The following is a 26,477-nucleotide window of genomic DNA, read 5'->3' on the forward strand; positions in this document are numbered from 1 at the left end:
GCCGAGCTTGAAGCGGGTTCTGGTCAGTAAAGCGCTCGATCCTCTATTTATTGGCTTGATTTGTCAATAAATGTCCCAGTCGCTGGCACTCAGGCGACCCATTGGCAATGGCCTATGCTGCCTGCCTGGGCTGGATATTCAAGCCCTTGAACTGTTAATTTATGCAAGTTCAAATGTTTTTAATAAACAATTAAATGCGTCGATGGTCAGGGGCATTTAAAAAAATGAGACATTCATGCGCTCTTTCGCGATGAAAGAGACAGGAAGATCGCCTGAAGAACAAATATGAGATCCGTGAATCTGGATCTGCTGTGCGTTCATCTGCGCTGCCGATGCCGTGGTGCCCTCTGGGGCCGGGCCCCGGACCACAGGGTGTCTGGCGTGGCCGCGTCAGTGCGTCACGCCCAGGCGCTGTTGCAGCAGGGTGCTGGTGGTGGTGTATTGCAGGCGCACCGACTGCTCGGGGTGCACCAGGGCCACGGCGGCAAAGGCTGCCAGGGTGGCTTCATGGAAGCCGCACAGAATCAGCTTGCGCTTGCCTGGGTATTGGTTGATGTCGCCCACCGCAAACAGCCCGGCCTCGGCCGTGCTGAAGGTGGCCGGGTCGACGGGCAGCAGCTTGCGCTCCATGGCCAGGCCCCACTGGGCCAGCGGGCCCAGGCGAGGTGACAGGCCCAGGTAGGCCTGCAGACTGTCCAGAGGCAGGGTGTGCTCGGTGTCGTCATCGGTGGCGATCAGCAGCCCTGTCAGGCGCTCACCCTGCGGCGTGGCATGGGTTTGCACCCCAATGGGCTGGCCCAGCTGCACACGCAGCAGGCCGGTCTGACGCAGCTGTTGCAGGGTTTGCAGCAGGGCTGGTTCAGCGTCAAACACATCTTTGCGATGCAACAGCGTCACCTGACGCGGGCCAGGGGCCCCAGCCTGTCCAGCGGCGGCCAGCGTGATTGCCGCCTGCACGGCCGATGCATCGCCCCCCGTCACGACCACCCGTTGTCCCGCCAGGGGGGCGGCGTCGGGCGTCTGGTTGTAGTGCACCTGGGTACCTTCAAAGGCCGCCAATCCTTCAACCCGCAGGGTCCGGGGCACAAAAGCGCCGACGCCGGCGGCAACGAACACCGTGCGGGCCAAAAAGCGCTGGCCCCGGGTGGTGTCGGCCAGCCAGCGGCCGTCGACCTGCCGTTGCAGGCTGCAGACTTCCTGGTTGAAATGGAAACTTGGTGCAAAGGGGCGCAACTGGGCCAGCAACTGGGACGCCAGCTCACGACCCGTGCAGCGCGGGATGCCCGGAATGTCGTAGATCGGCTTGTCGGGGTACAGCGCGACGCACTGTCCCCCGGCTTCGGGCAGGGTGTCCACCACCTGGGCGCGAAGGCCCTGCAGGCCCAGTTGAAAGGCCTGGAACAGCCCGACCGGGCCCGCCCCAATCACCAGGGCATCGGTTTCGATGGGGAGGGCAGGGCTCATGGGCTGCGGCGGCTCCGTGGGGCAGGTGCCCCGCGGGATCAGCGGATCAGGTCAGCCAGCTTGCCGGGCTTGTTGTTCCAGGCGTCGGCGTCAGGCAAGGCCGGCTTGCGCTTGGTGATGCTCTTCCAGCCATCGGCCTGGGCCAGTTCGGCGTTGAGCTTGATGAAGGCGATCTGATCCGAAGGGGTGTCTTCTTCTGCAAAGATGGCGTTGGCCGGGCATTCCGGGATGCAGACGGCGCAATCGATGCACTCGTCCGGATCGATGACGAGCATGTTCGGGCCTTCGCGGAAGCAGTCCACGGGGCACACATCCACGCAATCGGTGAATTTGCACTTGATGCAGTTTTCGGTAACGACGTGAGTCATGAGGGGCTCTGTTCGGTGGGGTGGGCATCCCGGATGCTGCCGCGCATCGGCTCAGCATTCGGAAAAACCCTGGATTTTAGGGATTTTCACAAGCCCTGCCGGCATGTGGGGCCCACATGCCGGCGTCAAGGGCCTATTTTTTGCGTCGGATCAAGCGTTCACGAGCACCGCAGCCGCGGTTTTGTTGCTCGCGGTGTCCACCAGGATCAGGGAGCCGAGGGCCCGCGCCTGGGCAAAGGGCAGGGTGGCCACGGCCTCTTGCAGCGCCAGTTCGATGTGCCCGATGCTGTTGGGGGGCAACTCGGTGGCGTCTTCCTCGGCCAGGGTGTTGATGTCGAGCTTGTGCACGATGCGGCTCACCTTGGCCTTGACCCAGCGGTGCCCGTGCAGTGCCCAGTAGACACGGCCAGGCACCAGCGGCTCGTCGTCCAGCCACGACACGGTGGCCTTCAGGCTGCGCTGGGCTTCGATCTGGCCTGGAGCCAGCAACCAGTCGCCGCGCGACACGTCGACCTCGCGGTCCAGCACGATGCCCGCGCTGTGGCCGGCTTCGATGTCACCTGGGCGGCGGGCGTGGTCCAGCACCTGGGCCACCGTGGCACTCTGCCCGCTGGGCAGCACGGTGATGGCCTGGCCGGGTTTCACGCTGCCGGCGGCCACACGGCCCCAGAACACGCGGCGGCCCTGGCTGGTGTCGGACGAGGACGAGAACTTTTCGACCCACTGCACCGGGAAGGCAAACGGCTGCTCGACGTCGGCGTGGGTGATGGGCAATTGCTCCAGCAACTGCAGCAGGCTGGGGCCCTGGTAGCCGCACCAGTCGGCTTGGGCATCGACCACGTTCCAACCCTTGAGGGCCGACACCGGGATGGTGGCGCGCACGGTGATGCCCGCCGCGGCAGCGAACTTGTGCAGGGCCGCACTGATGTGCTGGAAGGCCAAGGCTGGGTCTTCCACGGCATCGAGCTTGTTCACGGCAAACACCAGCGAGGTCACGCGCAGCAGATTCACCAGCAGCGAGTGGCGGCGCGTCTGCACCAGCAGTTCGAGCTCAGGGTTCTTCCAGTCCAGCTTGGTGGCATCCACCAGCACCACGGCGGCATCGGCGCTGCTGGCGGCGGTCACCATGTTGCGGGTGTACTGCTCGTGGCCAGGCGCATCGCCAATGATGAACTTGCGGCTTTCGGTGGCGAAGTAGCGGTAGGCCACATCGATGGTGATGCCTTGTTCGCGCTCGGCCGACAGACCGTCGGTCAGCAGGGCCAAGTCGGTTTCGCCTTGGCGCTGCACACCGGCCAGGTGGTCTTGCAGCACGGCCTTGCTGTCCACCAGCAGGCGCCCGATCAGGGTGCTCTTGCCATCATCGACCGAGCCGCAGGTGATGAAACGCAGGGCGGGGCGCAGCTCGGTGCTGCTCACGGGGGCGGTGGGGTTCAATTCAGTCGTGCTCATCAGAAGTAACCGTCCTTCTTGCGTTTTTCCATCGAGGCGTCAGAGGTCTTGTCGTCCATGCGGGTGGCGCCGCGCTCGCTCACGTCGGCGGCCAGGGTTTCGATCACGATGTCGGCCGGGGTGGCGGCCGTGCTCTCCACCGGGCAGGTGCAGGTGATGTCGCCCACGGTGCGGAAGCGCACGTCGCGCAACTGCACCTCTTCGCCGTCCTTGGCAGGGGTCAGCTCGGTCACCGGCACCAGCAGGCCACGGCGGTCCACCACCGGGCGCTGGTGGGTGTAATACAGCGAGGGCAGGGCGATCTGCTCACGGTCGATGTACTGCCACACGTCCAGCTCGGTCCAGTTGCTGATCGGGAAGACCCGGAAGTGCTCGCCCGGGGCCAGGCGGGTGTTGAACAGGGTCCACAGTTCGGGGCGCTGGGCCTTGGGTTGCCATTGGCCGAAGCTGTCGCGGTGCGAGAAGATGCGTTCCTTGGCGCGTGCCTTCTCTTCGTCGCGGCGGGCGCCACCGATCAGGGCGTCAAAGCGGAATTCTTCAATCGCTTCCAGCAGGGTGACCGATTGGTGCACGTTGCGCGACTCGCCCGGGTGGGCCAGGCGCACGGTGCCGCGCTTCATCGAGTCTTCCACGTTGCGCACGATCAGCTCGGCGCCCAGCTCCTGGGCCCGGAAGTCGCGGAAAGCCGTCACCTCGGGGAAGTTGTGGCCGGTGTCGATCATCAACAACGGGTAGGGAATGCGGCCCGCGCCAAAGGCCTTTTCGGCGCATTTGAGCATCACCAGCGAGTCCTTGCCGCCCGAAAACAGCAGGGCGGGGCGTTCGAAGGCGGCGGCCACCTCGCGCAGGATGAAGATGGTCTCTTCTTCCAGCGCGTCCAGGTGGGCGTTGCTGAGGTGGCTGAGGTTCTGGGTGCCGTTGACGGTCATGTTCTGAGGCTCAAGCAATTGGGGATCGGTTCGGGTGTTCATGCGTTCACCGGGCGGATGGGGATGATGCTGGAGGCCGGTGCATCGTCATCCTTGGCAACGTGCAGACCACACTCCTTGGCAGATTCCTGCTCCCACCACCAGCGGCCCGAGCGGAAGTCTTCGCCCAGGGTGACGGCACGGGTGCAGGGGGCGCAGCCGATGCTCGGGAAGAACTGGTCGTGCAGCGGGTTGTAGGGCACGGCATTCAGCTCGATGAAGCGCCATACATCGCCCAGCGTCCAGTTGGCCAGCGGGTTGACCTTGGCACGCTCGCCGCTGCTGTCGATGTCGGGTACTTCGGCGCGGGCATTGGATTGCTCGCGGCGCAGGCCGGTGATCCAGGCCTTCTTGCCTTCCAGGGCCTGGGCCAGGGGCACCATCTTGCGGATGTCGCAGCAGGCCTTGCGCAGTTCGATGCTCTTGTACATGGCGTCTTCGCCGTTGGCCGCCACAAAGGCGTCTGCAGCAGCGGCGTCGGGGCGGTAGACGTCAACGGTGTTGCCGTAGCGCGCCTCGATCTGCCCGATCAGGGCCAGGGTTTCGGCATGCAGCTTGCCCGTGTCCAACACAAAGACGCTGACGCCTTCGGTTGTGAGCACGCCGGCCTGGTGCATCAACTCGGTGATCACCATGTCCTCCACCCCCAGGCTGGAGGCCTGGGTGATGGGCGTGTACTCGGCCACGGCGCGCTGCAGCAGCGCGATGCTGGCTTTCACCTTGGCCTCGAAGTCTTTCGAGGCGGTGTGGGCGTAGAGGGAAATGGCACTCATGGTCGCGGGGGGCTTTGTTTTGATGGCGTGTGAATGCCGCTGGGCTCAGGCGGCCTGGCGTGCGAACAGCGGCTGGGTGTTCACCGCGTCGGCCTGGTAGAAGCCCGAGAAGCGGTCGAACTGGCGCTGGGCATCGGCGATGTCCACGCCGGCACGCAGCACGGCCACGTCAATGCCGCTGCGGCTCATCTGCACCAACTGGTCGATCAGCACATCGCCGGTGGCGCGGATTTCGCCGGCGAAACCCAGGCGACGGCGCAACAGGTAGGCCTGGCTGTAGGCGCGGCCATCGGTGAATTTCGGAAAGTTCAGATCGACGCGGGTCACGCCGTCCAGCGACAGGGTTTGGGGGTCAACGGTGTTGTCCAGCACCAGCACGCCGGCTTGGCCTTCCGCGCTGGTGTGGTCTTTGGCTTCAATGATCTTCATGGTCTGACTCGCAGGTGTTGGGGGCTCAGGCGGCCACGTGGGCGTGGGCCGGTACGGCGCGGGCGGCGTTGGCGGCAAGCTTGAACGGGTCATGGCCGACGCGGCGCAGCGTGGCGATGAAGGTTTCGCCGTTGACGCGCAGGTCGCGGTAGGTGCTGAGCACGGCTTCGACCACGTCCGGGACTTCGGCGGCCGAGAACGAAGGCCCCACCACCTTGCCGGGCACGGCCGTGCCGCTCAGGTCGGAACCGTCCGAGCCGCCCAGGGTCACCTGGTACCACTCCTTGCCGTCCTTGTCGACGCCCAGGATGCCGATGTGGCCGGTGTGGTGGTGACCGCAGGAGTTGATGCAGCCGCTGATGTGCAGGTCGATCTCACCGAGGTCGTCGAGTTCGTCCAGGTCCTGGTAGCGCTCGGTGATGGCTTCGGCCACCGGGATCGAGCGGGCGTTGGCCAGGGCGCAGAAGTCGCCGCCCGGGCAGGCGATCATGTCGGTCAGCAGGTGCACATTGGGGCTGGCAAAGCCCGCTGCACGCGCGGCGGTGTACAGCGCATGCAGTTCGCTGGCCGAGACCCAGGGCAGCAGCACGTTCTGGTCGTGCGTGACGCGGGCCTCGCCGGCGCTGAAACGGTCCACCAGACCGGCCAGGGTGTCGAGCTGGTCGGCGTCGGCGTCGCCCGGGGCCTGGCCGCGGCGCTTGAAGGACAGGGTCACGGCGCGCAGCGCCGGGTTCTTGTGCGGGGCCACGTTGCGCGCCAGCCAGCGGGCGAACATCGGGTCGGCATCGGCGGCGTGGCGCAACTGGGTGTCCACGGCTTCGGCGCTCACCACTGGGCGATCGGCCAGGCTCGGGGGCACGAAAGAGGCGGCCACGCGGTCGTACTCGGCCTGCGGGATGGTGTGGGCGCCGCCATCGTGCTCGACGATGGCCTTGAACTCGGCTTCCACGTCATCGAAATAGCGCTGGCCCTCGGCCTTCACCAAAATCTTGATGCGGGCCTTGTACATGTTGTCGCGGCGACCGTAGCGGTTGTAGACCCGCACCACGGCTTCGAGGTAGTTCATGATCTGGTTCCAGGGCAGGAACTCGCGGATCACGGTGCCGGGGATCGGGGTGCGGCCCATGCCGCCGCCCACCAGCACGCGAAAGCCGATCTCGCCGCCTTCGTTCTTGATCACGTGCAGGCCCACGTCGTGCCAAGCCGTGGCGGCGCGGTCTTCGCTGGCCCCGATGATGGCGATCTTGAACTTGCGTGGCAGGAAGGCGAACTCAGGGTGCAGCGTGCTCCACTGGCGCAGGATCTCGGCGAAGGCGCGCGGATCGGCCACTTCGTCCACCGCAATGCCGGCGCGCTCATCGCTGGTGATGTTGCGGATGCAGTTGCCGCTGGTCTGGATGCCGTGCATGTTCACGCTCGCCAGCAGGTCCATCACGTCGGCCGACTTGGACAGCGGGATCCAGTTGAACTGCACGTTCTGACGCGTGGTGAAGTGGGCGTAGTGGGTGGGCAGCTTGGCCGAACCCAGGGCTCCCTGGATCTTCAGGGCCTCGGCGTACACGCCGGCTTCGGGTTCGTCGTACTCGCGGGCGATAGTGCCCAGCACGCGCAGCTGGGCGCTGGAGAGCTCACCATAAGGCACAGCCACACGCAGCATGGGGGCGTAGCGCTGGACGTACCAGCCGTTTTGCAGGCGCAAGGGGCGGAACTCTTCGTCGGCCAGCTTGCCGGCCTGCCAGCGTTCGAGCTGGTCACGGTGCTGGGCAGCGCGCAGCTTGACGAACTGCTTGTCGAAGTCGGTGTATTGGTACATCGTGGGTCTACTTCTTGATTTTCAGAGGGCGATCAGTTTGCTGCCGGCATAGGCCAGCAGCAGCGATAGAACAGAGCGGATGAAACGCTCGGGCAATTTGTGGTTCAGGTGCGAGCCGATCCAGATGCCTGGGATGGAGCCCGCCAGCAGCTTGGCCAGCAGCAGCCAGTCGACCGTGCCCAGGCCCGCATGGCCCAGGCCGGCCACCAAGGTCAGCGGCACCGCATGGGCGATGTCGGCAGCCACGATGCGCTGCAGCGGCAGCGCCGGGTAGACCAGCATCAGCACCAGCACCCCGATGGCACCCGCGCCAACGGAGGTCAATGTTACCAAGCAGCCGATGACCGCGCCGAACAGCACCGGCAAGGCACCGTGCAGCGGTCGGGCCGGGTCTTTCAGTTGAGGGCCCGAGGCATGGCTGCCCTGGGTCTTGCCAAACAAGGCCTTGTACAGGGTGGCCACGGCGGTCAGCAGCAGGGCGGCACCCAGCGTGCTCGTCATGGCGTGTTGCACGGCCGGGCTGGTGGCGCCAAAGTGGTCCAGCAAAAACAGCGTGAGCAGCGAGGCTGGCACGCTGCCATAGGCCATGTGCAGCACCACCGGCCAGTCGATGGTGCGGCTGCGGGCCAGCTTGACCGACCCGCTGAACTTGGTGCCGGCCGCAAACAGCAGGTCGGTGCCGATGGCCAGGTGCGGCTTCATGCCGAAGAAAAAAATCAGGATCGGGGTCATCAGCGAGCCGCCACCCACCCCGGTCAGGCCCACGACCAGACCAACCGCCAAACCTGCCACGATGAAAGCCAATTCTTGCATGGGGCGGTATTGTGGTGAGGGCCCTTATGGACACAAACGATTTTTTAGTTCGTGCTTTATGCGGATAAGCTTATGCGCCTTGTGCCATGCGGCCTGGCGAGGGATTGGACGCGTGATCTGGATATAGAAACCGGGCCCGATCATTCGTCGCCGGCAGGGGCTTGGCGCCCAGGTGCCGGGCGGCTGGCCAGCAGGGCGCGGGCCTGCGACAAGGGCACGGGCAGGGGGTCGCCCACCAGCTCGGAGGCCAGCAGTTCCCCGCACAACAGGCCCCAAGTGAGGCCGCGCGTGCCCAAGGCGGTGCACAGCCACAGGCCCGGGCGCCGGCCGGGGTCCACCGGGCCGACCAGGGGCAGGCGGTCAGGCGAGGTGCAGCGGATACCGGCCCAAGCCTGCAGGCGCCCGGCAGGCTCACCCAGACTGGCTGCCGTGGCCGGCAGCAGCGTGGCCAGCTTGCTCAGGTTGGTGGCGTGATCCTCGGGCTTGCAAGGGGTGGGCTCGCCCGCAGCTTGCGCGGGGTGCCCGCGGTCAAAGGTCGAGCCCGTGTGCCAGCTCAGGGCCCCATCGCCCGGCAGGTGCGGGATCAGGCTGCCCTGGCCGTTCACCGGCAGCGGGGGCAGTCGGTCGCTGTCGGCTTGCTGGGCGCTGGTCAGCTGGCCGCGCAGGGCTTGCAGCGGCACCTGGGGTTCGGCCAGGGCCCGGCTGCCCGGACCGGCGGCCACCACCATCAAGGCGGCTTGGGCCAGCGGTCGGTCGGTCTCATCCAGGGCCTGCCAAAGGCCGGTGGCGCCATCGTGCTGCAGTCGGGCCACCCGGCTGTCCCCCTGCCAGCGGATGCGGCCTGACACGGGGGCGGCCAGCAGGGCCTGCACCAGGCGGGCCGGGCGCACCCAGCCGGCATGGCGATGCCAGGTGGCCGGCGCGTCAGGGGGCAAGCCGGCGGCCTGCTTCAGGGCGGCGCTGGCCTCTTCGCTGCCGGTGGCTTCGCCATCGGCATCGGCGCGAGGGCCGGCCTTGCCATGCACCCGGTGCTCCAGCACGCCGCTGGGGGCCCAGTCTTGTCGTTCGGCCAGCAGGCGCAGGGCGGTTTGCCGGGTGATGCGCAGGCCGGTGCGGGTCAGGCGGGAGATGCGGTTGTCGTCAGGAGACACATGGGGCGAGAACAGGCCTGCCGGCAGGCCCGAAGCCCCGCCAGCGGGTTCGGAGCAGGCGTCGAGCACCGTCACCTGCCAGCCGCGTCGGGCCAAGGCATGCGCGGTGCCCAGGCCCGACAGGCCCCCACCGATGACCACCGCATCGCGTGCCGTGTCTCGCGGCCAGGGCGCCACCAGAGGGGGCGAGCGACGCGGCTCCCAGGCCGGCAGATAGCTCGCTTGCAGGCCCGAGGCCTCGCTGGACAACACAAAGCCCAGCTGCTTGAGCCCCTCGCGCAGCCCAGGGGTGTCTCGGTCGGCCCTCAACCGGGTGCCACGCCGGCACAGGCGGGCCAGGGCCTTGAGCAGGCCCTCGTCCCAGGGCTCGGGGTTGGTGGGGGCGGTGGTGGGGGGGGTGGGGTCGCACCAGCAGAGGCTGTCGGCCTCCAGTTGCAATTCGCGCAGGGTGTCGGGCAGGGGCCCCACACACAGGGTCAGTTCAAGCTGCCCCTCCTCGAAGCTCAGGCGATGAAAGCCCGGCGCCAGGCCCCACCACTGGGCGCACAACTGTTGCGCCTGCGGGCTGTTGTCGCCGGTGCGGGCCAGGTGTTGCTGCAGGCCTGCCAGATCGACGGGGCTGGGCTCGATGGCCACCACGTGCAGGTGGGCCGGGCGCTGAGGGGCCTGTCGCCAGGCTTGCCAGCGGGCCAGAAATGCCTCGCCCAGGCCAAAGCGGGTCTGCAATTCCACCCAGCGGGGCTGGCCTTGCCAGCCCGGGGTGTCATCAGGAGGGAGGGGGGAGCGGTCGGAAATGGTTCAGGTCCTCAGGCCGAAGGGGGCACGTAGCCTTGGGCCACGTCGGCGCCGCCGCCGAAGAAATGGCTTTCCATCTGGCGCACCAGGTACTGGCGGGCGCGTGCATCGGCCAGGTTCAGGCGGTTTTCGTTCACCAGCATGGTCTGCTGCTTGAGCCAGGCGGCCCAGGCTTCCTTGCTCACGCTTTCCCACAGGCGCTTGCCCAGTTCGCCGGGGTAGGGCGGGAAGTCGAGGCCTTCGGCTTCCTTGCCGAGCTTGATGCAGTTGACCATGCGTGCCATGTGGGGATCCTTGTTGCGGTGTTGGGTTCAGTGAGCTTGGGCGGGTGCGGCGCTGGAGGCAGCCCCGGATTCGGCGCCGATTATCCCATCGGATGCCTGTCCCCTCAGGGCCGGGGTGTTCTGTGTGTGCGCGGGTTTTGCGCTGTGTCAGTCAACAGAAATCAGATAAATAAATGATTTCTTATGCGTTTGAGTTTGAAGCAGGTGTTTCCAGAATCGAGCCCAACTTCAACCCCCGCCGCAAAGAACCCATGTCTGTTTTATTGATCGCCGGCAGCCCGTCGGCCCGTTCCCGATCCCAGGCCCTGCTCGACAGCGTGGGCCATCGCCTGCAACGCCGCGGGGCCCAGGTTGGCAGTGTGCTGGTGCGCGAACTGACGCCGCGCTCGCTTTTGCTGGCCGATGTGTCTGAGGCCAGCATCGCCGCAGCGGCCGATCAGGTGGCCCAGGCGTCGGCCATCGTGGTGGCCACGCCCGTCTACAAAGCCGCCTACAGCGGCTTGCTCAAGGTGTTTCTGGATCTGCTGCCGCAGACCGCCCTGAAGGGCAAGACCGTGCTGCCCCTGGCCACCGGCGGCAGCCCGCACCACATGCTGGCGCTCGATTACACGCTGCGGCCGGTGCTGCAGTCACTCGCGGCGCGCCACATCCTGCCGGGCGTGTACGCCACCGACGCCCAGATCACCGTCACACCCGAAGGCGCCTACCAGGTCAGCCCCGAGATTTCGGACCGCCTCGACGACGCCGTGGGCCTGCTGCTGGCCGAGGCCTATGAGCGCAGTGCCGCTCCCTTCGAATTCGAACCCATCCCCTTTGCCCAGGTGCGATGCAGCGTCTGAGGTCTCCGTGCTTGCCCCCGTCACGGGTCTGAGCTGAATCCCCCTATTGAAAGAAATCCCATGAGTTCCTCCCTCTCGTCTTTTTCCGCCCACCGGCGTCAGGCCCTGGCTGCCGCCCTGGCCCTGGCGGGGTCTGCCGCCTCCTTGCCGTCCTGGGCACAGAAAGCCGACAAGGTGTTCCGCATCGGTCACCAAAAAGGCTGGCTGTCGTTGCTCAAGGCCCGTGGCACGCTGGAAAAGCGCCTGGCCCCCCTGGGTATCAGCGTGACCTGGACCGAGTTCAATGCCGGCCCGGTGCAGCTGGAAGCCCTCAACGTGGGATCGATCGATTTCGGCGACGTGGGCGAAGCCCCGCCGATCTTTGCCCAGGCCGCCGGCGCGCCGCTGGTCTATGCCGGTGCCACCGTGCCGCGACCGGGCGTCGAGGCGGTGGTGGTACCCAAGGATTCGCCCATCCGCAGCGTGGCCGATCTCAAGGGCAAGCGGGTGGCCTACAACAAAGGCTCGAATGTGCAGTACTTCCTGGTCAAGCTGCTGGAGAAGCACGGCCTGAAGTACAGCGACGTGCAGTCGGTATTTCTGGCGCCGCCCGATGCCCGTGCCGCCTTCGAAAAGGGCGCGGTCGATGCGTGGGTGATCTGGGACCCCTTCCTGGCGGCTGCCCAGAAGACGCTGGACGCCCGCCTGCTGGCCGATGCCAAGGGCGTGGTGAACAACCGGGCCTACTACTTCACCTCGCGCGACTTTGCCACCCGCCACGCCGAGGTACTGCGCATCGCGATCGAAGAGATCAACACCATCGAGCAATGGATCTCGAAGAACAAGCCTGCCGCCGCGGTGGAGTTGTCGGCCGTGCTGGGTCTGGACAAGAGCATCACCGAGCTGTTCCTGAACCGCGTGGCCTACGGCGCAGCGCCTGTCACCCGCGACATCCTGGCCGAGCAGCAGTCGATTGCCGACACCTTCTTCGACCTCAAGCTGATCCCGCGCAAGCTCAACCTGCTGCATGCCGCACCGGTTGATCTGTGAGGGCGCGGCGACCCCACCCTTGATCTGAAAGGCGTTTCCATGAGCGCAGAGCTGTCCGATACCACTTCCCGTGCCTGGCGTGTGTTGTGTGTCACTGCGGCCGATTGGGGCTTGCCCCCGCCGGTGCCGGAGGGCGGACGCCTGCTGCACCGGCGCCCCCCGCAAGCCCTGTTGTCACGTCGGCGCCGGCGCAGCCACGAGCGCTTGCAGACCCCGATCCTGTGGTCCACCGGCGCGGCCTCGCATTGGCCTTTGCCCGGTCTGGCCTGGTAGGCGCCGCAGAGCGCTGCTTCACTCACCCCCTGGAGTTCTTTCATGAAGATTTTCTGGTTCATCCCCACCCATGGCGACGCACGCTACCTCGGCACGCAAAAAGGTGCCCGTGAGGTCAGCCTTGACTACATCCAGCAGGTGGGCCGTGCGGCCGACAGCCTGGGCTATGAGGGCGTGCTGATCCCCACCGGGCGCTCCTGCGAAGACCCCTGGGTGGTCGCCTCCAGCCTGATCCCGGTGACGCGCCGGCTCAAATTTTTGGTCGCGGTGCGCCCGGGCCTGCACCAGCCGGCGCTGGCCGCGCGCATGGCTGCCACGTTTGACCGCCTCTCGGGTGGGCGCTTGCTGATCAACCTGGTCACTGGCGGTGATCAGACCGAACTCGAAGGCGATGGGGTCTACCTGAACCATGCTGAGCGCTATGAGCAGTCGGCCGAGTTCATCCACATCTGGCGTGAGATTCTGACCCGCAGCCATGGTGATGAGACCTTTGACTACGCCGGCAAGCACTTGCGGGTGAACGGTGCCCGTTTGCTGTACCCGCCCTTGCAAAAGCCTTACCCGCCGATCTACTTTGGGGGCTCGTCCGAGGCCGGCCACGAACTGGCCGCCACGCAGACCGACACCTACCTGACTTGGGGCGAGCCTCCGGCCGAGGTCGCCAAGAAGGTGGCCGATGTGCGGGCCCGCGCCGCCCGTCATGGCCGCGAAGTGAAGTTCGGCATCCGCCTGCATGTGGTCGTGCGCGACACCGAGGCCGAGGCCTGGGCTGCCGCCGATTCGCTGATCAGCCACGTCGACGATGCCACGGTGGCGCGGGCCCAGGCGGTGTTCGCCCGCATGGACTCGGCCGGCCAACGCCGCATGGCCGAGTTGCACAAGAACCCGGTCACTGCCGAAGGCCGCAGCCGGGCCGCGCTGGAGATCAGCCCCAACCTGTGGGCGGGCGTGGGCCTGGTGCGGGGTGGTGCCGGCACGGCCCTGGTAGGCAACCCCCAGCAGGTGGCCGATCGCATTCAGGAATACGCCGCCCTGGGCCTGGAGAACTTTGTGCTGTCGGGCTACCCGCACCTCGAAGAGGCCTACCGCTTTGCCGAGCTGGTGTTCCCGCTGCTGCCACAACGCTTGCGCGATGCGCTGGCCGCCCCGCTGGCGGGCGGGCCGCGTGGCGAGGTGGTGGGCAATCTGTATGTGCCGCAGGCCTCGGCCAGCTGAAAAGGTGTTTTAAATGACGTCACCTGTCCGTGAACTGAACGTAACCCCCGTGCCTGAGGTCTTCGACGCGCCCGGCCTGGGCTTCTTGAATGCCGCTCAGAGCGGGGCCCCGGCGCTGGCCGCGCTGCTGCGCCTGAGCCGCCAGCTGGGCCAGCGCCTGCTGCCCTGGCTGGTGCCGGTGGCCCTGATCGTGGGCTGGCAGATCGCCTCGGCCCAGGGCTGGATCTCGACCCGGGTGCTGCCCGCGCCGCTCGATGTACTGAAGGCCGCCTGGACGCTGACAGCGTCTGGCGAGCTGTGGACCCACGTCAAGGTCAGCGCTGGGCGGGCCCTGCTGGGCCTGGCCATCGGCGGCGGCCTGGGCCTGCTGCTGGGCTTGTTGACCGGCTCCGTGCGCTGGGCCGAGACCCTGCTCGACTCCACGCTGCAGATGGTGCGCAACATCCCGGCGCTGGCGCTGATCCCGCTGGTCATCCTTTGGTTTGGCATCGATGAGTCGGCCAAGCTGTTTCTGATCGCGGTGTCGGTGTTCTTCCCGATCTACCTCAACACTTTTCACGGCATCCGCAATGTGGACCCGGGCCTGATCGAGATGGGCCGCACCTACGGCCTGGGGCGCTGGGCGCTGTACCGGCAGATCGTGTTGCCCGGCGCCATGTCGTCCATCCTGGTGGGCTTGCGCTTTTCGCTGGGCCTGATGTGGGTGATCCTGATCGTGGCCGAGACCATTTCGGCCCAGGCCGGCATTGGCTACCTCACGATGAATGCGCGTGAGTTCCTGCAGACCGACATCGTGCTGGTGGGCATCCTGCTGTACGCCTTGCTGGGCAAGCTGGCCGACCTGTTTGCCAAGGGCCTGGAGCGCTACTGGCTGCGCTGGCACCCCGGCTACCAGAAGAGCGCCTGAGCCAGGACGAATCGAACGAATCACCCCACGGACCGCTGACATGAGCACCTCTTCATCCAACACCTCCTCGGGCGGCGTGCGCCTCAAGCTGCGCGGCCTGACCAAACGCTATGGCGAGCGCGAAGTGCTGCGCCAGGCCGACCTGAGCATCGAACCCGGCGAATTTGTGGCCATCGTGGGTCGCAGCGGCTGTGGCAAGAGCACCTTGCTGCGCCTGGTGGCCGGCCTGGAGTCGGCCACCCGGGGCCAGCTCGACATCGATGGCCGGGCCGTCAATGGCCTCAACCCCGACACCCGCATCATGTTCCAGGATTCGCGCCTGCTGCCCTGGAAGCGCGTGCTTGACAACGTGGCCCTGGGCCTGCCGCCCGAGCAGCGCCCGCGTGCCGAGGCCGTGCTGGCCCAGGTCGGTCTGGCCGAGCGCGCCCAGGAGTGGCCGGCTCGCCTGTCGGGCGGTCAACGCCAGCGCGTGGCCCTGGCCCGGGCCCTGGTGCACCAGCCGCGCCTGCTGCTGCTGGACGAACCGCTGGGTGCCCTGGACGCGCTGACGCGCATCGAGATGCATGAGCTGATCGAAGGCCTGTGGCGTCGGCACGGCTTCACGGCCTTGCTGGTCACCCACGACGTGCAGGAGGCCGTGGCCTTGGCCGATCGCGTGATCCTGATCGAGGACGGTGTGATCGCCCTGGACGAGCGCGTGGCTCTGGCCCGACCCCGTTCACGCGGTGACGCTGCCTTCGCGGCACTGGAAAAGCGCATCCTGGACCGGGTGTTGCAGCACGAGGCGGCCGGGCCTGAACCCGTCGATTCCCAGTGGCTCGGCGTGCCGGCCCATGGGCTGCGTTGGGCGGTTTGAGCGCCAGACCCAAGAAGGGCAGGGCCAAGCCTGCGCCCCTCTTCAGTCTTTCAGATCGATTGCGTTATATGAACACAGGTTTTAATGACGTAATTAAATAATATTTAGCAATCAAGGGGTAAACCCTTAAATTCGACGCCTTCCTCTGGCCTCCCGCTGGGGTGACAGACCGTTGAACAGGGTTTCATGATCGATTTAGAAGGTATCTACCAGACCTACCCCGGCCCACAAGGCCCGGTGGAGGCCTTGCGCGGCATCGACCTGCGCATCGCGGCCGGCGAGGTGTTCGGCATCATCGGGCGCAGTGGCGCGGGCAAAAGCTCGCTGGTGCGCACCATCAATCTGCTGAACCGCCCGGTGCGGGGCAGCGTCAGGGTGGCCGGGCGCGATCTGCTGGCCCTCAACGACGCCGAACTGCGCGAGGCCCGGCGCGACATCGGCATGATCTTTCAGCATTTCAACCTGCTGTCCTCGCGCACGGTGTTCGACAACGTGGCCCTGCCGCTCGAACTGGCGGGCTGGGACGCCCGGCGCATCCGTGACCGGGTGGCCCCGCTGCTGGAGCTGGTGGGCCTGGCGGCCTTCAGCGATCGCTTTCCGTCGCAGCTCAGTGGTGGGCAGAAGCAGCGTGTGGGCATTGCGCGGGCCCTGGCCAGCCAGCCCAAGGTGCTGTTGTCGGACGAGGCCACCTCGGCGCTCGACCCCGAGACCACCCGTTCCATCCTGGGTCTGCTGCGCGACATCAACCGCGAGTTGGGCCTGACCATCGTGCTGATCACCCACCAGATGCAGGTGATCAAGCAGGTGGCCGACCGGGTGGCCGTGATCGATGCGGGCCGCATCATCGAAAGCGGACCGGTGCTGCAGGTGTTCAGCCAGCCTCAGCAGGCGCTGACCCGCAGCCTGATCGAAGACGTGGTGCCCCAGGCCCTGCCCGAGGCCGTGCGCGAGCGGGTGCGCGCCCAGCTGGCAGCGGACCCCGATCACAGCGCCCGCCTGTTGCGCCTGGTGTTTGCCGGCGCCGAAGGCGAGCGGCCCATCCTGTCCGAGGCGGTGCGCCGCTTCGACCTGGACCTGAGCATCGTGCACGGTCAGGTGGATGAGGTGCAGGGTGAGCCCTTCGGCTCGCTGTCGCTGCTGGCGCGCGGCCCGGCCGGCCGGGTGGCTGAGGCGGTGACACATTGGCGTCTCGCCGGCCTGCAGGTGGAGGAGTTGAGCCATGTTTGATCGCTTCACCGCCGAGCTGCTGCAGCTCATGCTGGATTCGTTCTGGGAGACGGTGCTGATGGTGGGCATTTCAGGCCTGCTGGGCACCCTGATCGGCCTGCCACTGGGCGTGTACCTGCGCCTGACCGACGCCGGTGGGGTGCTGGAGAACCGCTGGACCAACCGCCTGGTGGGCACGGTGGTGAACGCCGTGCGTTCCACCCCGTTCATCATCCTGCTGGTGGCGGTGATTCCGCTGACCCGCTTGCTGACGGGGTCGTCCATCGGGACCGCGGCTGCCGTGGTGCCCCTGACCCTGGCTGCCGCCCCGTTTGCGGCGCGCCTGATCGAGGCCTCGCTGCGCGAGGTGGATGGCGGCCTGATCGAGGCCGCCCAGGCCATGGGGGCCAGCACGCGGCAGATCGTGTTCAAGGTGTTGTTGCCCGAAGCCCTGCCGGGCATCGTGGCTGGCATCACCATCACCCTGGTCAGCCTGACGGGCTACTCGGCCATGGCGGGCGCCATCGGCGGCGGCGGCCTGGGGGATCTGGGCATCCGCTACGGCTACCAGCGCTTTTTGCCCGAGGTGATGGCTGTGGTGGTGCTGGTGCTGATCGTTTTTGTGCAGGCGCTGCAAAGTGCCGGCGACTGGTTGGTGCGCCGCCTGGCCCACCGTTGATGAACCCCTGGGGGGGCTGACCGCCCCCCTGTCCCCTGTTTCTACCCGCTCTTTCTCACAAGGAAATCCCATGAACAAGCGTTTTGCCCTCAAATCCCTGGTGCTGGCTGCCGCCGCACTGTCCACCGGCCTGACCCTGGCCCAGGACAAGCCCCTGAAGATCGGCGTCACCGCCGGCCCGCACGCCCAGATCATGGAGCAGGTCAAGAAAGTGGCCGAAAAAGACGGCCTGAAGATCCAGATCGTCGAGTTCAGCGACTACATCCAGCCCAACGCCGCCCTGGCCTCGGGCGACCTGGATGCCAACAGCTACCAGCACAAGCCCTTCCTCGACCAGCAGGTGAAGGACCGCGGCTACAAGATCGTGTCGGTGGGCTACACCGTCAACTACCCGATCGGTATCTACTCGAAGAAGATCAAGGCCCTGAGCGAGCTCAAGCCCGGTGCCCGCTTCGGCCTGCCCAACGACCCCACCAATGGCGGCCGCGTGCTGCTGGTGTTGCAGGATCAGGGCCTGATCAAGCTGCGCCCCGAGGCCGGCCTGAAGGCCACCCCGCTGGACGTGATCGACAACCCGAAGAAACTCAAGTTCATCGAACTCGAAGCCGCGCAACTGCCGCGGGCCCTGGATGACCTGGACGCCGCCGCCATCAACACCAATTTCGCGCTGTCGGCCGGCCTGACCCCGGGCAAGGACGCCATCGCCCAGGAAAACGCCAAGAGCCCTTACGTCAACATCATTGCCGTGCGCGAGCAGGACAAGGACAAGCCCTGGGTGGCCAAGTTGCTCAAGGCCTACCACTCGGAGGAGACCCGCAAGTTCATCCAGACCGAGTTCAAGGGCTCGGTGCTGGCGGGCTTCTGAGCACTCTTGGCCCCGGCGACCTCACGGACTTCGCATAAGCAAGCAGGGAAAACGTCGTACGCCGACCCTATGGTCGGTGTTCCAATCGGTGCACCCCCGTGGGGGGCATCGATGACCGGGGAGGCCGGTCCGTTCACTTGCTCATAGAAAGCCCGAGATGTCTTCTGAAAACTGGAAATTCGAAACCCTGTCGGTCCATGCGGGCTATTCGCCCGACCCCACCACCAAGGCGGTGGCGGTGCCCATCTACCAGACCGCGGCGTATGCCTTCGACAGCGCCCAGCATGGCGCCGATCTGTTCGACCTGAAGGTCCCGGGCAACATCTACACCCGCATCATGAACCCCACCGCCGACGTGCTCGAAAAGCGCGTCGCAGCCCTGGAGGGGGGCATCGGTGCCCTGGCCGTGGCCTCGGGCCAGGCGGCCGTCACCTACGCCATCCAGACCATTGCCGAAGCCGGCGACAACATCGTGTCGTCCACCGCGCTGTACGGCGGCACCTACAACCTGTTTGCCCACACGCTGCCGCAGTACGGCATCACGGCCCGCTTTGCCGACCACCGCGACCCGGCCAGCTTCGAGGCACTGATCGACGAGCGCACCAAGGCCGTGTTTGTCGAATCGCTGGGCAACCCGCAAGGCAACGTCACCGACATTGCCCGCGTGGCAGAGATCGCCCACCGCCATGGCGTGCCCCTGATCGTCGACAACACGGTGGCCACGCCCTACCTGCTGCGCCCCTTCGAGCATGGCGCCGACATCGTGGTGCACTCGCTCACCAAGTACCTGGGCGGGCATGGCACCAGCATCGGCGGCGCCATCGTGGATTCGGGCAAATTCCCCTGGGCTCAGCACAAGGCGCGCTTCAAACGCCTCAACGAGCCCGACGTCAGCTACCACGGTGTGGTCTACACCGAGGCCTTGGGGGCCGCCGCCTACATCGGCCGGGCCCGCGTGGTGCCCTTGCGCAACATGGGCGCAGCCCTGTCGCCGTTCAATGCCTTCCTGATCCTGCAAGGCATCGAGACCCTGGCGCTGCGCATGGACCGCATCAACGAGAACACCCTGAAGGTGGCCCAGTTTCTTGAAAAGCACCCCAAGGTGGGTTGGGTCAACTACGCCGGCCTGCCGGGCAATGTGGACCATGCGCTGGCGCAAAAGTACCTGGGTGGCAAGCCTTCCGGCCTGCTGACCTTTGGCGTCAAGGCCAGCAGCGGCAGTGGCCGAGAAGCCGGGGCGCGCTTCCTGGATGCGTTGCAACTCTTCACCCGCCTGGTCAACATCGGCGACGCCAAGTCACTGGCCACCCACCCGGCCTCGACCACTCACCGCCAGTTGTCGCCCGAAGAGCTGAAGAAGTCGGGTGTCGGTGAAGACACTGTGCGCTTGTGCGTGGGCATCGAGCACGCAGACGACCTGTTGGCTGACCTGGCCCAGGCACTCGACCAGGTCTGAGGAGAGGCACTTCAGGAGGGGCGTCTTTACAAAGCGTTAACGTCGTGACGGTTTCGGCATAATTGATACCGTCATGAAAAAAAACGTCTCCATTGCACTGGGTGGGGCTCTGACCGCGCTGGCCCTGGTGGCCGCCTGGGATGGCGTCACCTACCTGCGCCATGCGAACCCGCCGTCCATGGCTTCGGTTCACCGCCCCCTGACCTCCTTCAATGTGAACCCCGAGTGGGTGCTGGAGGGTAGCCCGAACTTCCGCGCCACCGAGATCAGCAGGTCGCCCGACGGGCGCACCACTACCGGGCTGTGGGCTTGCGACGGCCCCAGCACCTTCGAGTGGCAGTTTGGTGTCGATGAAACTGTGCACCTGCTTGAGGGCTTGGTCGAAGTGAAGTACCAGGGACGCGAATTCACCCTCAAGCCGGGCGACACCGCCACCTTCATCGCCGGAACGCGAGCGGTCTGGCATGTGCCCCAGCACGCGCGCAAGGCCTTCAGCCTGCACGAGCCCGGGCGCCTGGTGCGGGCGTTCAGGCGCTTGCAACGGCCTGACTGAGCACGGCCGAGCGCAATTGGGTACAAAAAAGCCCACCGCACGGATGGGCTGGTGGGCTTGTGGGGGGGCAGGGCGGCCGATCAGGCCGCGCGCCGTCAGGCCAGGGCGGTGGCTAGGTCTTTCTCGGCAGAGGCCAGGGCTTCTGCCTTGACCTCGGGGCCCATGTTCAGGCCTTCGGCGCGAACGATGCGCACGTCGGTGATGCCCAGGAAGCCGAACACGGTCTTCAGGTAGCTTTCCTGGTGTTCCATGGCATTGCCGGCTTCCGAGATGGAGTACTTGCCACCCCGTGTCGACACCACGACCACGGTCTTGCCACCGGCCAGGCCTTGGGGGCCCTTGTCGGTGTACTTGAAGGTGCGGCCCACCTGGCAGATGCGGTCGATCCAGGCCTTGAGCTGGCTGGGGACGCTGAAGTTGTAAAGCGGGGCACCGACCACGATCACGTCGGCCGCCAGAAATTGCGTCACCAGGGCTTCCGAGATGGCGTTTTCACGTTGTTGCACTTCGGTCAGCGCGCTGCCTGCGGGCAGACGAAAGCCCAGCGAGTCGCCGTTCAGGTGGCTGGGGGCTTGTGCGGCCACATCCAGGTAGCTGACTTCGGCGCCCGGGTTGCGTGCTTTCCACTGGGCCACGGTCTGTGCCGTCAGTTGACGCGAAACCGAGTTGTCGCCGAGCACGCTGGAGTCAATGTGAAGCAGTTTCATGGAATCTTCCTTCGAGGGTAGAAAAGGGCCCGTTGGGCGGTGTGTGAATTGTCACCGGCGCGCCAATTGCTGATAAGCCAGCATTTTTGCAATGCATTGTTCCATTTGTGAGTCCAATCGACGGGGAGCACCTTGGATGGCGGTTGCAAGACGGCCGCTGACTCGGACGGGTTGGTGCTCTACATGCGAAATTTCGCATAAACAAACAACGAACTATTCGTTCTCGTTTTAAAGCCTTGTTCGCAGAATGCGTCCGACGCTTCTAATCAGGATGTTTGCATGACGGCTTTTGACCTTTCCGCCCAACCGGCCTGCGCCCAGGCCTTGATGGCGCGTGGCGTCCCGGTGTGGGGCTGAGGCCGTGGCCCGCTCAACCTCTGTGATCATCGTGCCGGGCTGGCGGGATTCCGGCCCCGGCCATTGGCAAAGCCTGTGGGCTGAGCGCCTGCCGGCAGCGCGTCGTGTGCGCCAGGATGACTGGATCACGCCGAGCCGGGCGGCCTGGGTGCGCACGCTGGGGGAGACCATCGAGGCCGCTGAGGCCCCGGTGGTCCTGGTGGCGCACAGCCTGGGGTGCATGGCGGTGGTGCACTTGCCTGCCGACCTGCGTGAGCGCGTCAAAGGGGCGCTGCTGGTGGCTCCGGCCGACCCGGAACGCCGCGCTGTGCTCAGTGACTTTGCCCCGGCGCCGTGTGAGCGTTTGCCATACCGAAGTATCCTCGTGGCCAGCAGCAACGACCCGTTTTGCCCGATCCGGCTGGCCGGCGCCTATGCGCGGTCCTGGGGAAGCGAGCTGGTTCGCTTGCAGGACGCCGGCCACATCAATGTGGAGTCCGGGCATGGCGAGTGGCCCTTGGGCCTGGCCCTGTTGCAATCCCTGGCGGGTGATCTGGCCCTGGGCCAACCTGTCACCCCACACCCTGTTTCCTCGACACAAGAATGACCATGAAGACAAAAATCAAACTGGCCCTGGCCACCCTGATGCTGGCGACCGGCACGCTGGCAGGCGCACAGACCACCACTTTGCTCAATGCCTCGTACGACGTGGCCCGCGAGTTCTACAAGGACTACAACGCGGCCTTCGTCGCCCATTGGAAGAAGACCACGGGCAAGGACGTGAAGATCGACCAGGCCCATGGCGGCTCCAGCGCCCAGGCGCGCGCCGTCAACGACGGGCTGGAGGCCGACGTGGTGACCATGAACACCACCACCGATGTCGACTTTCTGGCCAGCACCGGCGTGGTGGCCAAGGATTGGGCCAAACGCTTCCCGGGCAACGCCTCGCCCACCACCTCGACCATGCTGTTCCTGACCCGCAACGGCAACCCCAAGAACATCAAGGACTGGGACGACCTGATCAAACCCGGCATCCAGGTCATCGTGGTCAACCCCAAAACGGGCGGCAATGGCCGCATGGCCTACCTGGCGGCCTGGGGCTATGTGCGCAAGAAGGGCGGCACGGATGCCCAGGCGGCCGAATTTGTCAGCAAGCTTTACAAGAACGTGCCTGTGCTGGCCAAGGGCGGGCGCGATGCCACCACGATCTTTTTGCAGCGCAACATCGGCGACGTGCTGGTCACCTTCGAATCCGAAGTGGTGTCGGTCGACCGCGAGTTCGGCGCCGGCAAGGTGGATGCGGTGCACCCCTCGATCAGCATCATTGCCGAGAACCCGGTGGCCGTGGTGGAGCGCACCGTGGCCAAGAAGGGCACGGGCGAACTCGCCAAGGCCTACCTGGATTACCTGTATTCCGAAGAGGCTCAGGAAATCGCGGCCAAGCATGCCCTGCGCCCCCGCTCGGCCACGGTGCTGAAGAAGCACGCCGACGTCTTCAAGCCCATCCAGCTGTTTGCCGTGTCGGACTACTTCGGCTCCCTGGCCGAGGCCCAGAAGGTCCACTTCAATGACGGTGGCCAGTTCGACAAGCTCTACGCCCCTGGCGCCCGGTAAACCCCATGACCACTTCTGTCAGCCATGCGCCCCCCAAGCGGGGGGGCGCGAAACGGGTGCTGCCCGGTTTTCGTCTCACGCTGGGCTACACCCTGATGTACCTGGCCGTGATTGTGTTGATTCCGCTGTCGGCGCTGCTGTTCAAGACCAGCACCCTGAGCTGGGATCAGTTCTGGCATGCCGTCACGGCACCGCGCGTGCTGGCCTCGTACCGCCTGACGTTCGGTGCCTCTCTGATTGCGGCCCTGGTCAACGTGGTGTTCGGCCTGTTGGTGGCTTGGGTGCTGGTGCGCTACACCTTTCCGTTCAAGAAGATCGTCGACGCGCTGGTGGACCTGCCTTTCGCGCTGCCCACCGCCGTGGCCGGCATCTCCTTGACGGCATTGCTGGCCGGCAATGGCTGGGTGGGCCAGTACCTGGAGGCCTGGGGCATGCCGGTGGCCTTCAAGCCGGCGGGCGTGGTGATCGCGCTGATCTTCATCGGCCTGCCTTTCGTGGTGCGCACCGTGCAGCCCGTGCTCGAAGACGCTGAAAAAGAACTCGAGGAAGCCGCCACCTGCCTGGGCGCCACCCGCTTGCAGACCTTTTTGCGGGTCATCCTGCCGTCCATCGCCCCCGCCTTGCTGACCGGATTTGCCATGGCTTTTGCGCGTGCGATCGGCGAATACGGCTCGGTCATCTTCATTGCCGGCAACATGCCCATGATTTCCGAGATCACCCCCCTGATCATCATTGGCAAGCTGGAGCAGTACGACTATGCCGGTGCCACGGCGGTGGCCGTGGTCATGCTGATGATCTCGTTTGTGCTGTTGCTGGTCATCAATGCGCTGCAAACCTGGCAGCGCCGTCATTCAGGAGCTCCGGCATGAGCGCACGCAAGCCCATCGCCCGCGTCAAGGCCGGCACCACCGAGGCCGTGTGGGTCAAATGGTTGTTGATCGGCCTGGCGCTGGTGTTCATGACCCTGTTCCTGTTCCTGCCGCTGGCCGCGGTGTTCACCGAGGCCTTGCGCAAAGGCCTGGGGCCCTTCGTTGAGGCCCTGAAGGAGCCCGATGCCTGGTCGGCCATCCGCCTCACCTTGCTGACCGCCGCCGTGGCCGTGCCGCTGAACCTGGTGTTTGGCATCGCCGCAGCCTGGTCGATCGCCAAGTTCGAGTTTCCGGGCAAGTCCTTTCTGACCACCCTGGTCGACCTGCCTTTCTCGGTGTCGCCCGTGGTGGCCGGCCTGATCTATGTGCTGATGTTCGGTGCACAGGGCTGGTTCGGCCCCTGGTTGCAGGCGCACGACATCAAGATTGTCTTTGCCGTGCCCGGCATCGTGCTGGCCACTGTGTTCGTGACCTTTCCCTTCATCGCCCGGGAGCTGATCCCGCTGATGCAGGCCCAGGGCAGCGACGAGGAGCAGGCCGCCATCGTGCTGGGCGCCAGCGGCTGGCAGACCTTCTGGCTGGTCACCCTGCCCAAGATCAAGTGGGGCTTGATCTATGGCGTGATCCTTTGCAATGCCCGCGCCATGGGCGAGTTCGGTGCTGTCTCGGTGGTGTCCGGCCACATCCGGGGTCAGACCAACACCATCCCCTTGCACGTCGAGATCCTTTACAACGAATACCAGTCGGTGGCGGCCTTTGCCGTGGCCACGCTGCTGGCCTTGCTGGCGCTGGTCACCCTGCTGATCAAGTCGGTGGTCGAGTGGCGCCACGAGAAGGAAATGCGCGACGCCGAGGCCCAGCCGCCTGAAGCCCCGGCGACCCCAACCGCCCCATCCGCCGTCCAGGCCCGCCAGGGCGCCATCGCCTGAGGAAGAAGAACATGAGCATTCAGATCCGCAACGTCAGCAAGCATTTCGGCGACTTCCATGCCCTGAAGGACGTCAGCCTCGACATCGACTCGGGCGAACTCATCGCCCTGCTTGGCCCCTCGGGCTGTGGCAAGACCACCTTGCTGCGCATCATCGCCGGCCTGGAAACCCCCGACACCGGCAGCATCCTGTTTTCGGGCGAGGACACCACCGACGTGCACGTGCGTGAGCGCGGCGTGGGTTTTGTGTTCCAGCATTACGCGCTGTTCCGGCACATGACGGTGTTCGAGAACGTGGCCTTCGGCCTGCGCGTCAAGCCGCGCGGCGAGCGCCCCAGCGATGCCCAGATCAAGACCAAGGTGCACGACCTGCTCAAGCTGGTGCAACTGGATTGGTTGGCCGACCGTTACCCCAGCCAGCTCTCGGGCGGCCAGCGCCAGCGCATTGCCCTGGCGCGCGCGTTGGCGGTCGAGCCCAAGGTGCTGCTGCTGGACGAGCCCTTTGGTGCGCTGGACGCCAAGGTGCGCAAGGAACTGCGCCGCTGGCTGCGCCGCCTGCATGACGAGCTGCACGTGACCAGCATCTTCGTGACCCACGACCAGGAAGAAGCCCTCGAAGTGGCCGACCGCGTGGTGCTGATGAACCAGGGCCAGGTCGAGCAGAGCGGCTCGCCCCAAGAGGTCTGGGATCACCCGGCCAGTCCCTTCGTGTATGGTTTCCTGGGCGATGTGAACCTGTTCCATGGCCGGGCTCACGAAGGCCAGGTGCATCTGGAGGGCTTGCAGATCGATTCACCCGAACACGCCAGTGCGCAGAACGCCAAGGCTTCAGCCTATGTGCGCCCGCACGACTTCGAGGTCGAGCGCCACGTGCCGGGGGCCGGCATCGATGCGCAGGGCCGCCCGCGGGGCATCGTGGCCCAGCTCAGCCGGGCCATCGTGGTGGGGCCGATCGCCAGGTTGGAACTTATTCCGTCCGAAGATCACCAAACAGCGGAAAATCGCACCCAGGACACGATCATCGAGGCGCAAATCCCTGCGCAACAATACCGTGATCTGGGTTTCCGTGAAGGCGAGCTGCTGGTGGTCACGCCACGCCGCGCTCGCGTGTTTGTTGAAGGACACTGATTTGTTTTTGCTGAACTGGTTCGACCGCGCACCGCGCCTGTTGCTGGCCCTGGCCAGCGCCACTTGCCTGGGCATGCTGGCCTTCGGGCTTTACCTGCAACACGTGGTCGGGCTGGAGCCTTGCCCGATGTGCATCGTGCAGCGCTACGCTTTGCTGCTGGTGGCGGTCTGGGCCGGGCTGGCAGCCTTGTCGCCGCGCCGCGGCGGCTGGCTGGCCGGTGGTGTGCTGATCCTGCTGACCTCGGGCTTTGGCGCCTTTGTGGCGGCACGCCAGAGCTGGCTGCAATGGAACCCGCCCGAGGTGCTGACCTGCGGCCGCGACCTCTACGGCATGATCGAGGCCTTTCCGCTGCAGCGCGTGATCCCCATGGTGTTCAAGGGCAGCGGTGATTGCTCGGCCATCGACTGGACCTTTCTGGGGGGCTCGATCGCCAACTGGTCGTTCGTGGTGTTTGTCGGCCTGGCCTTGGCTTCGGTGCTGCTGCTGCTGCGCCAACGCCGTCGTTGAGTCGTTCCAACCGTTGCGACCCCTCAGCCAAGAAGCCGCCCTTTGGGGCGGCTTTTTCACGTCTGGAGCCGTTGGCCGGTGCGTTTTTAGCGACGATCGGAGCAATACGAGGTGTTCGCTGACAAGCCAGCGCCTCCTTTGGGGCCAGAATCCGCGCCGTTCCTGCGCCGGAACTGGGTCAGTGATCCGCCGCATGACA

The 26,477-nt window shown here is 65.9% G+C and carries 28 protein-coding genes; 17 read left to right on the forward strand and 11 right to left on the reverse strand.

Annotated features, from left to right (window positions below):
• Positions 1 to 390: 390 nt before the first annotated feature.
• The 10 genes from AC07PT_RS01905 to AC07PT_RS01950 all read right to left on the reverse strand — a co-directional run bounded on the left by AC07PT_RS01905 (position 391) and on the right by AC07PT_RS01950 (position 10,310).
• Positions 391 to 1,464 (reverse strand): NAD(P)/FAD-dependent oxidoreductase, encoded by a 1,074-nt coding sequence (locus AC07PT_RS01905; RefSeq protein WP_494655590.1) that lies wholly within the window; start codon positions 1,462 to 1,464, stop codon positions 391 to 393.
• Positions 1,465 to 1,502: 38 nt separating this feature from the next.
• Positions 1,503 to 1,832, reverse strand: a complete 330-nt coding sequence (gene fdxA / locus AC07PT_RS01910) for a ferredoxin FdxA (RefSeq protein ID WP_492345241.1) — start codon at positions 1,830 to 1,832, stop codon at positions 1,503 to 1,505.
• 150 nt (positions 1,833 to 1,982) lie between these two features.
• Positions 1,983 to 3,284 carry a sulfate adenylyltransferase subunit 1 gene (locus AC07PT_RS01915; protein ID WP_494655591.1) on the reverse strand — a complete coding sequence of 434 codons (1,302 nt, stop codon included), beginning with the start codon at positions 3,282 to 3,284 and terminating at the stop codon, positions 1,983 to 1,985.
• The gene (gene cysD, locus AC07PT_RS01920) at positions 3,284 to 4,255 is read right to left on the reverse strand and encodes a sulfate adenylyltransferase subunit CysD (RefSeq protein WP_492345243.1); all 972 of its coding nucleotides are present in this window, start codon (positions 4,253 to 4,255) and stop codon (positions 3,284 to 3,286) included. The genes AC07PT_RS01915 and cysD overlap by 1 nt, the downstream gene beginning before the upstream one ends.
• Positions 4,252 to 5,025 (reverse strand): phosphoadenylyl-sulfate reductase, encoded by a 774-nt coding sequence (locus tag AC07PT_RS01925; RefSeq protein ID WP_494655592.1) that lies wholly within the window; start codon positions 5,023 to 5,025, stop codon positions 4,252 to 4,254. Before AC07PT_RS01925 ends, cysD begins: the two co-directional genes overlap by 4 nt.
• Before the next feature lie 45 nt (positions 5,026 to 5,070).
• Positions 5,071 to 5,454, reverse strand: coding sequence for a DUF934 domain-containing protein (locus AC07PT_RS01930; protein WP_494655593.1), 384 nt, complete (start codon positions 5,452 to 5,454; stop codon positions 5,071 to 5,073).
• Between the two features lie 25 nt (positions 5,455 to 5,479).
• Positions 5,480 to 7,267, reverse strand: coding sequence for a nitrite/sulfite reductase (locus tag AC07PT_RS01935; protein WP_494655594.1), 1,788 nt, complete (start codon positions 7,265 to 7,267; stop codon positions 5,480 to 5,482).
• Positions 7,268 to 7,288: 21 nt separating this feature from the next.
• Positions 7,289 to 8,080, reverse strand: coding sequence for a sulfite exporter TauE/SafE family protein (locus AC07PT_RS01940; protein ID WP_494655595.1), 792 nt, complete (start codon positions 8,078 to 8,080; stop codon positions 7,289 to 7,291).
• A 140-nt stretch (positions 8,081 to 8,220) separates the two neighbouring features.
• A complete protein-coding gene (gene mnmC1, locus AC07PT_RS01945) occupies positions 8,221 to 9,963 on the reverse strand; it encodes an FAD-dependent 5-carboxymethylaminomethyl-2-thiouridine(34) oxidoreductase MnmC1 (RefSeq protein WP_494655596.1) in 1,743 nt (580 codons plus the stop codon).
• 74 nt (positions 9,964 to 10,037) lie between these two features.
• Positions 10,038 to 10,310, reverse strand: a complete 273-nt coding sequence (locus AC07PT_RS01950) for an oxidative damage protection protein (protein ID WP_492345248.1) — start codon at positions 10,308 to 10,310, stop codon at positions 10,038 to 10,040.
• A 251-nt stretch (positions 10,311 to 10,561) separates the two neighbouring features.
• Between AC07PT_RS01950 and ssuE the strand changes: the two genes are divergently transcribed.
• From ssuE to AC07PT_RS02005, 11 genes are all read left to right on the forward strand, one after another.
• Entirely contained in the window at positions 10,562 to 11,149 is a 588-nt protein-coding gene (gene ssuE / locus AC07PT_RS01955; protein WP_492345249.1) for an NADPH-dependent FMN reductase, read from the forward strand.
• 60 nt (positions 11,150 to 11,209) lie between these two features.
• Positions 11,210 to 12,178, forward strand: coding sequence for a sulfonate ABC transporter substrate-binding protein (locus AC07PT_RS01960; protein WP_494655597.1), 969 nt, complete (start codon positions 11,210 to 11,212; stop codon positions 12,176 to 12,178).
• A gap of 39 nt (positions 12,179 to 12,217) precedes the next feature.
• On the forward strand, positions 12,218 to 12,451 hold the full coding sequence (locus tag AC07PT_RS01965) for a hypothetical protein (protein WP_494655598.1): 234 nt from the start codon (positions 12,218 to 12,220) through the stop codon (positions 12,449 to 12,451).
• A gap of 42 nt (positions 12,452 to 12,493) precedes the next feature.
• A complete protein-coding gene (gene ssuD / locus AC07PT_RS01970; RefSeq protein ID WP_494655599.1) occupies positions 12,494 to 13,666 on the forward strand; it encodes an FMNH2-dependent alkanesulfonate monooxygenase in 1,173 nt (390 codons plus the stop codon).
• 13 nt (positions 13,667 to 13,679) lie between these two features.
• Positions 13,680 to 14,573 carry an aliphatic sulfonate ABC transporter permease SsuC gene (gene ssuC / locus AC07PT_RS01975; protein WP_492345253.1) on the forward strand — a complete coding sequence of 298 codons (894 nt, stop codon included), beginning with the start codon at positions 13,680 to 13,682 and terminating at the stop codon, positions 14,571 to 14,573.
• 40 nt (positions 14,574 to 14,613) lie between these two features.
• Entirely contained in the window at positions 14,614 to 15,429 is an 816-nt protein-coding gene (locus AC07PT_RS01980) for an ATP-binding cassette domain-containing protein (protein WP_494655600.1), read from the forward strand.
• A 186-nt stretch (positions 15,430 to 15,615) separates the two neighbouring features.
• Positions 15,616 to 16,656 (forward strand): methionine ABC transporter ATP-binding protein, encoded by a 1,041-nt coding sequence (locus AC07PT_RS01985; protein WP_494655601.1) that lies wholly within the window; start codon positions 15,616 to 15,618, stop codon positions 16,654 to 16,656.
• The gene (locus AC07PT_RS01990; protein WP_492345256.1) at positions 16,649 to 17,314 is read left to right on the forward strand and encodes a methionine ABC transporter permease; all 666 of its coding nucleotides are present in this window, start codon (positions 16,649 to 16,651) and stop codon (positions 17,312 to 17,314) included. The genes AC07PT_RS01985 and AC07PT_RS01990 overlap by 8 nt, the downstream gene beginning before the upstream one ends.
• Before the next feature lie 70 nt (positions 17,315 to 17,384).
• A complete protein-coding gene (locus AC07PT_RS01995; RefSeq protein ID WP_494655602.1) occupies positions 17,385 to 18,179 on the forward strand; it encodes a MetQ/NlpA family ABC transporter substrate-binding protein in 795 nt (264 codons plus the stop codon).
• A gap of 157 nt (positions 18,180 to 18,336) precedes the next feature.
• Positions 18,337 to 19,635 (forward strand): O-acetylhomoserine aminocarboxypropyltransferase/cysteine synthase family protein, encoded by a 1,299-nt coding sequence (locus tag AC07PT_RS02000; protein WP_494655603.1) that lies wholly within the window; start codon positions 18,337 to 18,339, stop codon positions 19,633 to 19,635.
• A gap of 73 nt (positions 19,636 to 19,708) precedes the next feature.
• Positions 19,709 to 20,188 (forward strand): cupin domain-containing protein, encoded by a 480-nt coding sequence (locus tag AC07PT_RS02005; protein WP_492345259.1) that lies wholly within the window; start codon positions 19,709 to 19,711, stop codon positions 20,186 to 20,188.
• A gap of 95 nt (positions 20,189 to 20,283) precedes the next feature.
• Here the strand turns inward: AC07PT_RS02005 and AC07PT_RS02010 are convergent, their stop codons facing one another.
• Positions 20,284 to 20,895: an FMN-dependent NADH-azoreductase gene (locus AC07PT_RS02010; RefSeq protein WP_492345260.1), complete on the reverse strand. Its 612-nt coding sequence runs from the start codon at positions 20,893 to 20,895 to the stop codon at positions 20,284 to 20,286.
• Between the two features lie 361 nt (positions 20,896 to 21,256).
• On the opposite strand from AC07PT_RS02010, the gene AC07PT_RS02015 reads away from it, so the two are divergent.
• From AC07PT_RS02015 to AC07PT_RS02040, 6 genes are read left to right on the forward strand one after another with little or no spacing between them, the layout of a single operon-like run.
• Positions 21,257 to 21,838: an RBBP9/YdeN family alpha/beta hydrolase gene (locus AC07PT_RS02015; RefSeq protein ID WP_494655604.1), complete on the forward strand. Its 582-nt coding sequence runs from the start codon at positions 21,257 to 21,259 to the stop codon at positions 21,836 to 21,838.
• Positions 21,835 to 22,845, forward strand: a complete 1,011-nt coding sequence (locus AC07PT_RS02020) for a sulfate ABC transporter substrate-binding protein (RefSeq protein WP_492345262.1) — start codon at positions 21,835 to 21,837, stop codon at positions 22,843 to 22,845. The genes AC07PT_RS02015 and AC07PT_RS02020 overlap by 4 nt, the downstream gene beginning before the upstream one ends.
• A gap of 5 nt (positions 22,846 to 22,850) precedes the next feature.
• A complete protein-coding gene (gene cysT, locus AC07PT_RS02025; RefSeq protein WP_492345263.1) occupies positions 22,851 to 23,714 on the forward strand; it encodes a sulfate ABC transporter permease subunit CysT in 864 nt (287 codons plus the stop codon).
• Positions 23,711 to 24,643, forward strand: coding sequence for a sulfate ABC transporter permease subunit CysW (gene cysW, locus AC07PT_RS02030; RefSeq protein WP_492345264.1), 933 nt, complete (start codon positions 23,711 to 23,713; stop codon positions 24,641 to 24,643). The genes cysT and cysW overlap by 4 nt, the downstream gene beginning before the upstream one ends.
• An 11-nt stretch (positions 24,644 to 24,654) precedes the next feature.
• On the forward strand, positions 24,655 to 25,770 hold the full coding sequence (locus AC07PT_RS02035) for a sulfate/molybdate ABC transporter ATP-binding protein (protein WP_492345265.1): 1,116 nt from the start codon (positions 24,655 to 24,657) through the stop codon (positions 25,768 to 25,770).
• Between the two features lies 1 nt (position 25,771).
• Positions 25,772 to 26,278: a disulfide bond formation protein B gene (locus AC07PT_RS02040; RefSeq protein ID WP_492345266.1), complete on the forward strand. Its 507-nt coding sequence runs from the start codon at positions 25,772 to 25,774 to the stop codon at positions 26,276 to 26,278.
• Positions 26,279 to 26,477: the final 199 nt, after the last annotated feature.

This window comes from Curvibacter sp. GW821-FHT09D12 (assembly GCF_059416245.1).